9 protein-coding genes are annotated in these 11,723 nt (G+C 65.0%); 2 read left to right on the forward strand and 7 right to left on the reverse strand.

What is annotated here, in order from left to right; all coding sequences use genetic code 11:
* Nucleotides 1-66 precede the first annotated feature (66 nt).
* From peaD to peaA, 4 genes are read right to left on the reverse strand one after another with little or no spacing between them, the layout of a single operon-like run.
* Nucleotides 67-1,194, reverse strand: coding sequence for a quinohemoprotein amine dehydrogenase subunit beta (peaD, locus tag HU748_RS04760; protein ID WP_186719434.1), 1,128 nt, complete (start codon nt 1,192-1,194; stop codon nt 67-69).
* 32 nt (nt 1,195-1,226) lie between these two features.
* Nucleotides 1,227-1,550, reverse strand: a complete 324-nt coding sequence (gene qhpC / locus HU748_RS04765) for a quinohemoprotein amine dehydrogenase subunit gamma (RefSeq protein WP_186719436.1) — start codon at nt 1,548-1,550, stop codon at nt 1,227-1,229.
* Nucleotide 1,551: 1 nt separating this feature from the next.
* Nucleotides 1,552-2,982, reverse strand: a complete 1,431-nt coding sequence (peaB, locus tag HU748_RS04770; protein WP_186719442.1) for a quinohemoprotein amine dehydrogenase maturation protein — start codon at nt 2,980-2,982, stop codon at nt 1,552-1,554.
* 48 nt (nt 2,983-3,030) lie between these two features.
* Nucleotides 3,031-4,596 carry a quinohemoprotein amine dehydrogenase subunit alpha gene (gene peaA, locus HU748_RS04775; protein WP_186719443.1) on the reverse strand — a complete coding sequence of 522 codons (1,566 nt, stop codon included), beginning with the start codon at nt 4,594-4,596 and terminating at the stop codon, nt 3,031-3,033.
* Nucleotides 4,597-5,078: 482 nt separating this feature from the next.
* Between peaA and HU748_RS04780 the strand changes: the two genes are divergently transcribed.
* Entirely contained in the window at nt 5,079-6,572 is a 1,494-nt protein-coding gene (locus HU748_RS04780) for an aldehyde dehydrogenase family protein (RefSeq protein WP_186719445.1), read from the forward strand.
* An 83-nt stretch (nt 6,573-6,655) separates the two neighbouring features.
* Nucleotides 6,656-7,969 carry a hypothetical protein gene (locus HU748_RS04785; protein WP_186710485.1) on the forward strand — a complete coding sequence of 438 codons (1,314 nt, stop codon included), beginning with the start codon at nt 6,656-6,658 and terminating at the stop codon, nt 7,967-7,969.
* 56 nt (nt 7,970-8,025) lie between these two features.
* Here the strand turns inward: HU748_RS04785 and HU748_RS04790 are convergent, their stop codons facing one another.
* The 3 genes from HU748_RS04790 to HU748_RS04800 are packed head-to-tail and all read right to left on the reverse strand — an operon-like array spanning nt 8,026 to nt 11,720.
* Nucleotides 8,026-9,366 (reverse strand): tryptophan 7-halogenase, encoded by a 1,341-nt coding sequence (locus HU748_RS04790; protein ID WP_238343279.1) that lies wholly within the window; start codon nt 9,364-9,366, stop codon nt 8,026-8,028.
* A complete protein-coding gene (locus HU748_RS04795; protein WP_186664546.1) occupies nt 9,320-9,997 on the reverse strand; it encodes a S8 family serine peptidase in 678 nt (225 codons plus the stop codon). Before HU748_RS04795 ends, HU748_RS04790 begins: the two co-directional genes overlap by 47 nt.
* The gene (locus tag HU748_RS04800; RefSeq protein ID WP_186719446.1) at nt 9,987-11,720 is read right to left on the reverse strand and encodes an ABC transporter ATP-binding protein; all 1,734 of its coding nucleotides are present in this window, start codon (nt 11,718-11,720) and stop codon (nt 9,987-9,989) included. The genes HU748_RS04795 and HU748_RS04800 overlap by 11 nt, the downstream gene beginning before the upstream one ends.
* Nucleotides 11,721-11,723: the final 3 nt, after the last annotated feature.

Genomic DNA, 11,723 nt, shown 5'->3' on the forward strand with positions numbered 1-11,723 from the left:
CGCTCCTACTGAGGTCGCATGGGGCCTTGTGGGAGCGGGCCTGCCCGCGAAAAAGCCACCACCGAACTATCGGACAAACACCTGCGGCGTGGTGGTGGACATGTCACCCCCTGGCAGCTTGATGTTCTTCACCTTCTCCAGCGTATTCGGATCGAACACCGCCAGGTCGTTGAAGGTCCCGCCCAGGTAGAGCTTGTCGCCAGCCTTGTCGAAGGTCACGCAGTAGTAGGTATGGTCCAGGTTCGCCGCCTTGACCAGCTTGCGCTGCTTGATGTCGTAGTGGGCCAGGCGGTTGAGCACACCGTAGATCTGGTTCGGATCCTTGGGCGAGCGCAGCCCGGTGAAGTACAGCTCGGTCAGGTCGGCAAACTCCTGGGTGTGGGTCTTGCCGGTCTTGAGGTCCACGCTCAGGTAGCCGTACAGCAGCTCGGCGGTTGCCGGGTCCTGTTTCTCATCCTTGAACTTGGCGATGGTGTACAGCATCGAGAACTCGTGGCGCGGGCTCTGGTGCGGCCAGAAGTACAGCACGTCCGGCGCGCTGTAGCCCTTGCGGTTCCAGTTGCGCAGGGGCAGCGCCACTTCGTACTTGCCGGTCTTGACGTCCATCTTGTAGATATCCGGCCCGGCGACGAACAGGCTGCCATCGTCGGCGGCACGCATCAGGTAGACCTGGCGCGGCATGGGGAAGGTGCGCACCGGCTTGGCCCCTACCCCGTCAGCCGTGCTGAACACCTCAAGGCGTGGCGGTTTGACCACGTAGTGGTCGTTCAATCGCTGGGTTGGATTGACCGTGGCATAGACCTCCTTGCCGTCGGGGCTGATGGCGAAGGAATACATCGACTTGCCCACCTCGCCCGGCACGCTCGAAAGGTTGGCGTGGAAGGTGGTCGTGCAGGTGTCCAGATCGATGCCATAGATATCGGCATAGTGATTGTTGAGGATGTAGGCCGTGCGGTTGTCCGGCGCCATCATCGCCGTGCCCGGGCCGAAGGCGTCCGGCAGGCGACAGCTCTTGAACAACGTGTCGCTGGCCACATCCACCACGTGCAGGTTGTTCGGGTAGTTGGTGGCGATCAGGTACTCATGGCCAGGCTTGAGTGCCGGCCCGGCGGCGCCGTCGGTGGCGTGCACGGCCAGTGTCGCGGCGCAGGTGGCGACGCTCAGCGCCAGTTGCGCGCAGAATCCAGGTTTCATGCGGTTTCCCCTTGTCGTTCTTGTCGGGCCGGTCACTTGTCTTTCGAGAATACGGTGCCGAGGTTGCGCCAATCGTCCTGCGAGTTGCTCGCCTGGGCGTTCCAGTCCTGGTAGGTGCTCATCATGTCGGGCACCTGGGCCGGCCACCAGCAAGGGTCGGAGCAGCCGTACAGGTCAGCCTCCATGGGCTGGCACAGCGAGCTGACGCCACCAAAGGCGTCCACTTCCCAGCCTGGGTCGGTGGTGGCGGTACAACCGGCCACCGCGCTCATGGCCATGACTTCTTCGACGCGGTCTTCGGCGGCAGCCTGTTCAAGAATGCGCGCCTTGTTGTTCAGGGGCTTCAAGTGCTTCATGTCAGTGCGCCTTGCGAGGAGTGATGTAGCGATCGATGAAGGCCGGGTTGGCGGCCATGATGCGGCTGTAGACCTCGATGCCGAAGTCAACCCAGTCGCGCATCAGTTCGCAGTAGTGGTAGGTCGGGTGCTGCGGGTCGCCGTAGCGCGCGTAGCTCTCGTGATAGCAGCCACCGGAGCACAGGTTGCGGATGCGACAGCTGTCGCAACCGGTGCCGCTGCGGTCCAGGCGCTGGGACAGGAAATCATTGAGTTCGACCTGCTTGACCGCCGTGTGCACGTTGCCGAAGGTCGGCAGGCTGGAGCCGGTGAAACGGTGGCACAGGTTGAGCTCGCCCTCGTGATCGACCGCCAGCATCTTCAGGCCCGCACCGCATGGCAGCGCCTTCTTGTGCCCCTCGTGGATGTCGGTGATCAGTTGGTGCAGGTTGGAGAAACCGATGTTGCGGTGCTGCAACGCCGCCTCCAGGTACTGGCGACCCAGCGCCTTCATGTTGGCGAACACCTGCACCAGTTCTTCGCCGGTCAGGTTGAAGTCGGCCATGTCGCCCGATGTCACCGGGGCGAAGCCCACTTCGGCAAAGCCCAGCTCGTTGAACAAGTGGTTCCAGATGGTCTGGACATCGGTGATGCCACGGGTAAGAGTCACCCTGGCGCCGACCGGGCGGCTGTCATAGCGCGACAGCAGCATGTCGGCCTTGCGCCGCACCACATCGTAGGTGCCCTGCCCGCCCACGGTGATGCGGTTGCGGTCGTGCACGGTCTTGGGCCCGTCGATGCTCACCGACAGCCCGAAGCGATGGGCATTGAGCCAGTCGACGATCTCTTCGGTGAGCAGCGTGGCATTGGTGGTCATGATGAACTCCACCTGCTTGCCGGCTTCGGCGAAACGCCGCTCGCAGTAGGCGACCATGTGCTCGATCAAGGGCCGGTTGGACAGCGGCTCGCCGCCGAAGAACACCACGCTGTAGCGAGTTTCGTCGGGGGACTCCTTGAGCAGCATCTCCACCGAAGCCTCAGCGGTGGCGGCGCTCATCTTGCGCCCTGCCGAAGGCTTGTCGAGGTCTTCCTTGTAGCAATAGGTGCAACTCAGGTTGCAGCCGGTATTGACGTTGAGCACCACCGTATTGAGCGCGGTGCGCTCGACCTTCTTGAGGGCGATTTCAGGGGTCAGCGGCGAACCGTCGCTGACCAGCTCCAGTGCGATCAACTCGCGCAGGGTATCCTGGATATCGTCGCCCGCAAACTGCTGGCCAAGGCGCTGCATCAGCTCTTCGGCCGAGCAGCCTTGCTGGCGCAGGGTGTCGATGATGCCGCCGGTCACCGCGTCGGCGGTGAACAGCGAACTGCTGGGGATATGGAACAGCATGCGGTCGGCATCGACCTGCACTTCATGCAGGTTGCGTTCGACCAGATTCAGTAGTGCGCCCATGGTGATCTCCCGATAATCTATCCGTTGGAAAAACCGTGCCTGCTGCCCTTATGGCAGCGGCGGGTTGTTCCAGCGCTGGACGGTGACGATCATGTGGCCTTCACCCGTCTGCCCGCCGTCAGCCAGCGTGGCAATGACTTTCAGGTTGCCGGCGTTGTTGGTCATCATCTTGCGCGCCGGGTTCGGGCCGGCACCGCCGGGGACGAATATGCCATCGGCCTGCATCTGCCCGGCGAACTTGACGTCTTCGTCCTCGACGGCGCGCTCGTTGAACGGCTCGACCTTCCAGGTGGCCGGCAGATAACCGATGCGCAACGGTTGGCCATTGGCGTCCTTGCCCCACGCCTCGGCCTCGAAGCGCCCCTGGACCTTGGGTACCGAAGCGCCGTTCTCGCCGATACGGGCAATGGAGAACGCCGGCACCACCTTGACCTCATCGACCTTGTCGTAGACCGCAAGACTCAAGCCCTTGAGCGTGCCCACCGTCACCTGGCGCTCGCCAGGTGCTGCATCGGCTGCGGCGCGGGCCTTGACCCGAAGCAGGGTGGGGGTCTGTTCCAGAATCTCGGTCACCTGCACACCGGCACCCAGCTCAGGCTTGCCGGACAGGCCGCTGCCCACCAAGGTGATCTCGCGCTCGTCCCCGGCCTTGATGAAGGCCGGTTGCACCGCCAGCAGGCGCGCCTTGCCCTCCTTCGCTGCGGTGAAATCGAGGCCGCGCTCGTCGTGCTCGGCCTCGAACATGCGCCCTTTCATCTCGCCATCGAGGGCGGCGAAGACCTGGCGCATCGTGCTGTCGCCGACCTTCACGTTACCGCGCCACTCATAGCCGTTGTAGAGGATCGCCGAGCCGCTGCCGTTGAACGGCGTGCCGTCAGCGTACTGCCCCTTGACCTCGACCTTGAAGCTGTCGCCCTGGTCGGCACTGACCGTCATCACGCCCCGGACATCGCCTTTGGCGAGCATATGACCACTGAACGCCCACTGCCCCGGCAATGCGTCGGCCTTGGGCTTGGCTTTTTGCCACGCGCTCCAGGCGGGGCTTTCCAGCGGGAAGCGCTTGGCCAGGTCCGGCACCACTTGCTTGAGGGCGATTTCCAGCCAGTCGCGGTCGCGTGCCTGGGCCTGGTATTCGAGGGACGGCCACTGGCCGAGGTGGAAGTTGACCAGGTGTTCCCATTCCTGCGCTGGGCGCCGCTGCAATGCGACGCGAGCACCGGAGTGACAGCGGCCGCAGGTTTCGGCCAATTGCGTATCGAAGTGTTCGACGGTATTGAGCCGGCGTTCCATGGCGTAGCGCACGCCATCAGTCTCGCTCGGCGCCAGGCCCTGCTTGTCGGCCAGGTACTTGACCAGGGTGCGGCGCTCGTCGTCGCTGATCTGCAGGCCATGCATCACCTGCATGCGGGCGATGCTCATCAGCCAGCCTTCAGGGGTCTTACGCTGGTGGCTGATGCGGCTGTAGGCATCGTTGCCCTCTGGGATGTGGCACCCCATGCACTTGTTCTGCAAAATCGCCGGGCCCGGTTCGGCCGCCATGGCCTGGGCGCTCAGCAGGGCGGCGGCGACCAGCGCCAATGTGCCCGCCTGCTGCCGGAGTCGAGTCGTCTTCAAGATCAGACCTCCACGGTGTTGTTCTTATCGTTATCGCACGCTTGGATACCGCCGGTGCATGTGACAGTGGCAATACAGGAAGTGTGCCAGGTGTTTGAAAGTGGCGGTTTTTCAGTGACTTGAGCTGCTTTGAGCGCTTTATCCCAGTGAGTTGCGGCGGGTCGGAACGTCCCAATTCGCGACAGGTTGTTTCAGGTTGAGACAGCGGTATCGGTGGTGGCCTTTTCGCGGGCAAGCCCGCTCCTACGGGTTGGTGCAGGATTCAATATCTGTAGGAGCGGGCTTGCCCGCGAAAAGGCCAGCGCGGTCTACCTGTTTCACCACCGTCTCACACCGTCTCAATGTGCAACAGCACAGCCCCGCAATCCACCCTGTACACCAACACAAAAATCAACCTGATCAATGACTTAAATCCGCCAGGCCACCTTGGCACGGCCATTGCGCCGCCCTTGCCACACTCCAATGACAAGAGGCACCGCCCCATGCTTTCCGACCTGCCCATCCTGCCCGCCACCCAGGCGTTCCTCGCGCGCAAGCTGAAGATGCGCATCGGCGCCGACTGGCAGGACGCCGCCAGTGGCCGCACCTTGAGTTTCCGCAATCCGGCCACCGGCGAGATTCTCGGCGAGGTCCCTTCGGCCGACACCGAGGACGTCGACCGTGCCGTGCGCGCAGCCCGCCAGGCCTTCGACGACTCACCCTGGAGCCGGATGCGCCCACGCGAGCGGCAGAACCTGCTGTGGCGCCTGGCCGACCTGATGGCGCGCGATGCCCGCGAACTGGCCGAGCTCGAATGCCTGAACAATGGCAAGAGCGCCAACGTCGCCCAGGTCATGGACGTGCAACTGGCCATCGACTTCCTGCGCTACATGGCTGGCTGGGCCACCAAGATCGAGGGCAGCACCGTCGAGGCTTCGATGCCGCTGATGCCCGACGAACAGTTCCACGGTTTCATTCGCCGCGAAGCGGTCGGCGTGGTCGGAGCCATCGTCGCCTGGAACTTCCCCCTGCTGCTGGCCTGCTGGAAACTCGGCCCGGCGCTGGCCACCGGCTGCACCATGGTACTCAAGCCTGCCGACGAAACCCCACTGACGGCGCTCAAGCTCGCCGAGCTGGTCGATGAAGCCGGTTTCCCGGCTGGCGTGTTCAACGTGGTCACAGGCACCGGGCTCAACGCTGGCGCCGCCCTCAGCCGCCATCCGGGCGTGGACAAGCTCACCTTCACCGGCTCGACCGAAGTCGGCAAGCTGATCGGCAAGGCCGCGATGGACAACATGACCCGCGTCACCCTCGAGCTGGGCGGCAAGTCGCCGACCATCGTCATGCCCGACGCCAACCTGCAGGAAGCCGCCGCCGGTGCGGCCACGGCGATCTTCTTCAACCAGGGCCAGGTGTGCTGTGCAGGATCGCGCTTGTATGTGCACCGCAAGCATTTCGACAATGTGGTGGCCGACATCGCCGGCATCGCCAACGGCATGAAACTCGGCAGCGGCCTGGACCCGGCGGTGCAGATGGGGCCGCTGATCTCCGCCAAGCAGCAGGACCGGGTCAGCAGCTACATCGCCTTGGGCCGCGAGCTCGGCGCGACCATCGCCTGCGGCGGTGAGAGCTACGGGCCGGGCTACTTCGTCAAACCGACGGTGCTCGTCGATGTCGACCAGCGCCATCGCCTGGTCCAGGAAGAGATCTTCGGCCCGGTGTTGGTGGCGATGCCCTTCGACGATATCGACGAGGTCGTGCGCATGGCCAATGACAACCCTTACGGGCTGGGCGCGAGCATCTGGTCGAACGACCTGAGCGCCGTGCATCGAATGATTCCGCGCATCAAGTCCGGTTCGGTCTGGGTCAACTGCCACAGTGCGCTGGATCCTGCGCTGCCTTTCGGTGGCTACAAGCAATCGGGCGTCGGCCGGGAGATGGGCGCTGCGGCGATCGACTATTACACCGAGCTCAAGTCGGTACTGATCAAGCTCTGAACCTGAGCTGCGCCGGCCTCTTCGCAGCGTTGCCGGCAAAGAGGCCGACTTCCTGAAAATAACAAGAAAACATGGAGCACACCATGAGGCATCCGCTCGTCTGCACGCTGGCCCTTCTGCTGGCCGCCCCCCTTACCCAGGCCCACGAGCTCTACAACCAGGATGGCACTGTCCTCAACGCCAACCTCGAGGCCTTGTTCGGCATCTTTCACAGTGACGAAAGCTTCAACCAGGCCGGCAACCGCAAGCCTGGCAGCAGCAACTGGCGCGAGGGCTACGTCAAATATGGCCTGAGCGCGAGCCAGACGTTGGCCGACAGCGGCTCACTGTACGGCGCCTTCAGCCTGCTCAGCTCCGCCACCTGGGGTGACGGCGATGCCGCGGGCCTGACCCTGGGGGACGAACGCCGCACGGCCATTGAGGATGCTTATCTTGGCTGGCGCTCGGGGACGCTGTTCCCGCTGCTGGGTGAAGACGGCATCGATATTTCCGGCGGCCGCCAGGTGGTCACCTTGGGGGATGGTTTCCTGATCCAGGGCGACCCCGTCAACCTCGGCAAGGTCGACCTGGGTGCCAATTTCAACCGCGGCGGCGCCTACTACCTGGCGGCGCGCAAGGCCTTCGACCGCACCGCCGTGCTGCGCCTGGGCGGCAGCCAGGGCTGGCGTGGCGACCTGATGTGGCTCAAGTCCGACAACCACTACCAGGCCGACAGCGCCATGGCTGTCGCCAATCTGGAGCACGTCGGCGACGCAGGCACCCTTGGCCTGAGCTGGATTCATGGCCTGGATGTGGACCGTCGCTATGCCCAGATCATGGGCCTGGAGCACCGCGATGGCATGGACACCGTCAGTCTGCGCGGACGCGGCAACCTCGGTGTCCAGGACCTGGAGGTGGCCGGCGAGTACGTCACCCAGGACCAACGAGGCACACGTGAGAACGCCTGGTATCTGGAAGGCAGCTGGACCTTTTCGCAACTGCCATGGACACCCACCGCCACCTACCGCTACAGCCGCTTCTCCAAGGATTTCGACCCCTTGTTCTACGGGCTCAGCCGGGGTTACGGCACCTGGTTCCAGGGTGAGGTCGCCGCCAATTATGCCGGCCCTTTCAACACCAACACCCAGGTCCACCATGTGGGCTTGAAGGCCAAGCCTCGCGACAACCTGACCCTTGGCGCGCTGTACTTCGACTTCGACACGCTGGACACCGACCAGGGAAATGTCGGCGGACGAGAGCTGGACCTGTATGTGGAGTGGATGGTCAACGATCACCTGCTGATCAGCCCGGTGCTGGGCTTCTACAAACCCGAGCGCAGTGCCGACAGTGGCGGCATGCAGCTGGGTAGCCGGGATACCGGGACCTACCTGCAACTGGTGATCGGGACTTTCTTCTGAGCCTTCGCCAAGCGTCGTGCAGGCGCTTGGCTACTCGCAAAAGCAATACGCGGCCCTCAGCGATAACCCTGCTCCAGCAACCAGCGTCGCACCATCGCTTGAGCTTGCTCAGGCTGGTCCGCCAGCACCTCGACCAGGCCAGAACCCGCCTGCAGGGCCCGTACCACCGGTGCCAGTTCAATGCCCTGCAGGTGCCATACACCCAGCGGCTGGTCAGCCGTTACCACTACCTCGGCCTCGTCCACCCAGCCTTCGCGCAACACCGGCCTGCGTTCGACTCGAACCGTCTGCCAATGCGCGGCCTGGTGCATGGCCTGGTCATCAGGCCACCGCTGACGTGGCCCCCAGAACCCCGCGCCGGCATGCTGCTGTTCCAGCCGGTAGAAATCCCGTCCCGTACGGGCAAAACGCAGGAACAACTGCTCCACCCGTTGCTGGTGGAAGCGCTGCGCCAAGGCCGCCCGCTCCGGCCGCCTCAGCAAGGTGTTGATCACCACCGGCGCCTGCAAGGCCGACGACAGTGACTGGAAGATCCCGTTGCCCGACAACGGATCGACGGCCATCGCCGCATCCCCCACCCGCAGCCAGTCCGCGCCGGCACACTCGCCGGCAAGAATCGCAGTGCTGCTGCGGGCATGCACCTGAGCGGGCTCTAGCGCGCGTGCATCGAACAACTGCGCGACCCCTGGCGACTGCCGCCGCCGGGTCGCGCAATACTCACCCAGTGCCGCCTTGCCCGGCAGCGAGGCCACGCTGGCATCAAGGGTGATTTGCCAGTAGCAGCGCCCGTCTGCCAGACGCGCCATCCATGCCCAGCCATCGTCAAGGCTTTCCACTGCAGAGGCCGGCGTGCCGCCTGCCGTCGATTGCCAGAGGTTGAGCAGGCTGACGGTTTCCGGGCCGCGCAGGCGGCTGGCAGGCAGCGGGGCCTGGCGACCACGGGCTTCGACCAGGAAATCGCCTTGCAGCACCTGGCCGTCGTCGAGCCGCGCCCGGTATCGTCCCTCCTGCGTCAGCTCGCGGACACGCCCCTGAACGAGATTCACCCCGGCGCGCAGCAGATCCTCGCGCAGCGCCCGATCGAAACATGCCCGATCAAGCAGGAACTCCTGATTCATCTGCAGCCGCTCGCCGTTCCATTGCACCTGACGCGCGGCAGCGATCGTCGCCACTGCGAGTGCCAAGCCAAGCCCTGCATGGTGCAGGCCGTCCAACACGCGCTGCGACACTCCTTCGACGGCATCGAAACGACGCCAGTCCGACACCAGCGTGACCGTATAGCCCATGCGCCGCAGGCCTATGGCGGTTGCCGCCCCGGCAGGGCCTGCACCGAGCACGAGGATGTGCGGATCACGGCTCATCGACACCTCGACGCTCAGGCCCGACGAAGGCCGCATGCGCCTGGAGCCAGGCACGTAGCTGTGCAGGTTGCAGCTCGGGATGCTCGCGCAGCACTGCGCACATTCGCCCGGTCAAGGCGGCACAAGCCAGGCTGGCCCCCGCCTGGGCATTTCCTCCCACCGGCGCGCCGAAGTCGGCCTGCGCCGTGCCCAACCATGACCACTGGCCTGCGCTGCACCGGGCGTCGCCGGTGATGCGCAGCACGTTCGGATAGCTGGCCGGATACACCGGCGCCCCCCGGGCCGCGCTGGACGCACACAACACGACGCCGGCAGCCTGGGCGGCGGCGCAGGCCTGGCGCAGGACTGGGCGGTCCTGCTGCAGCCCCAGGCTCATATTGACCAGGGTCGCCCCCTGCTCCACCAGCCACAGCAAGGCGGCAGCCACCTGCAGGGCGCTGGTGCGCGGTTGGTCGCTGAACACTTGGGCCAGCAGCACCGGTGTATCACCGGCCCCCTCGCGCAGGCACTCCAGGACCGCACGACCATGGCCCAGGGCGTCAGGTTGCGCCTCGCCCTCCTGGAGCAGTCCGTCTTGCAGCCAGAAACGCCGCGCGGCCAGCACCGTCGGCATTTGCGCCGACGTGCAGCCGCTGTCGATCACCCCCAAGCGCAGCTCAGCGACCATGGTCGGCGTGCACCCGTTCCAGAACCCGCAACTGGCCGCCCTGCAGTTGCAGATGCAGGTCTGCATCGGCCAGGGTCGACGGCCTGTGGCTGATGAGAATGCGCGTGCGCCCGGCAAACAACTGATCGATGGCGGCAATCACTTCGCGCTCGGTCGCCTCGTCCACAGCCGAAGTGGCTTCGTCCAGTACCAGGATCGCTGGATCCTGCAGCAAGGCACGGGCGATGGCGATACGTTGTTTCTGCCCGCCGGACAACTGCTGGCCGCGCTCGCCGAGCGCGCCATCGAGCCCCATCGGCAGGCTTTGCACCAAGCCCTCCAGACGGGTCAGGCGCACCACCTGTTCCAGCGCGGAGCGGCTGGCATCAGGTGTGCTGTAGGCGAGATTCTGGGCCAGGGTGCCGCGAAACAGCACGATGTCCTGGCTGACCACGGCGATGCGGCGGCGCAGGGCGGCCAGGTCGAGCTCGCGCAGGTCGACACCGTCGAGCAGGATGCGCCCATGATCCGGGTCGTAAAAACGCTGCAGCAGGTCGATCAGGGTCGACTTGCCCACTCCGGAGGCGCCGCTGATGGCCACCTTCAGCCCACCGCCGACGGTGATATCGACCTGATCGAGCACCGCCCCTTGGCGGCCCTCGTGGGCAAAGCCTACGCCTTCCAGGCGCAGCTCACCGGGCCCCTCGGGCATCGGCCTGGGCACCTGCGGCTCGCTGACCGCCACCGGTTCGCGCTTGAGCTCCATGACCCGGCCCAGGCTCACCGCCATCCGCTGCACCGCGACATACAGGCCAAGCAAGCTCTGCACCGGCCCAACGGCCATGCCCAGGTAGGTGGAGAAGGCGATCAGCGCACCCAACTGCCACGTGCCCTGGATCACCCACCAGCCACCCACCAGAAAGGCACAGGCGCGGCACCACGAAGTCAGGGTGCCGGGCACGGCCTGGGTGAAGAATTCGGTGATCTGCACCTTGAGCAGTTGCTTCATGTAGCCCTGCCCCAACTGATCCAGGCGCCCCGCTTCACGGCCCTGCTGGCCGGCGGCCTGGATGAACTTCATCGCAGGCAGCGTCTCGACCAGGAACGACGACACGTCCGCCGAGCGCTCACGCAGGCTGCGCACTTCGCGCTCGACCTTGCGCCGCATCCAACGCAGCCACAGCACTTCGATCGGTACGAGCAAGGCCAGCAACAATGACAGTTGCCACGACAACATCAGCATCAGGGCCACCGCGCCCAGCAGGCCGATCACGCTGGAGACGGCCGCGAACAGCGAATCCACGGCAAAGCGCTGGATTTCGGCGACATCGCCGTCCAGACGCGAAAGGATATCGCCCGTGCGGCGGCGCCCGTAGAACGTCGGCGACAATTGCTGCAAGTGTCGGTAGAGGTCATCGCGCAAGGCGAACAGGATGCGCCCTGACAAACGCGTATGCAGGTAGCGATTGACCCCCGACAGCACGGTCCCCAGCACCCCGGCACCGATCATGAACGCTGCCATGTGCCAGAGCGTCTGGTAATCGCGGGCCAGCAAGCCATCGTCGATCAAGGTCTTGATCAGCCAGGGCTGGGCCAGGGCCAGCAGCGAAGCGAGCAACGACAACCCCAGCAGCACGGCGATGGCCCGGCGCTGGGGCCGCACGAAACCATACAGCCAGGCCAGGGCCTGGCGCATGAGCACGGGGTCGCCAGACTCGATCAGGCGCGAGAACACTCCGCCCATGGT

Origin of the sequence: Pseudomonas sp. RW3S2, from assembly GCF_014268955.1 — a bacterium.
GTDB lineage: Bacteria > Pseudomonadota > Gammaproteobacteria > Pseudomonadales > Pseudomonadaceae > Aquipseudomonas > Aquipseudomonas wayambapalatensis.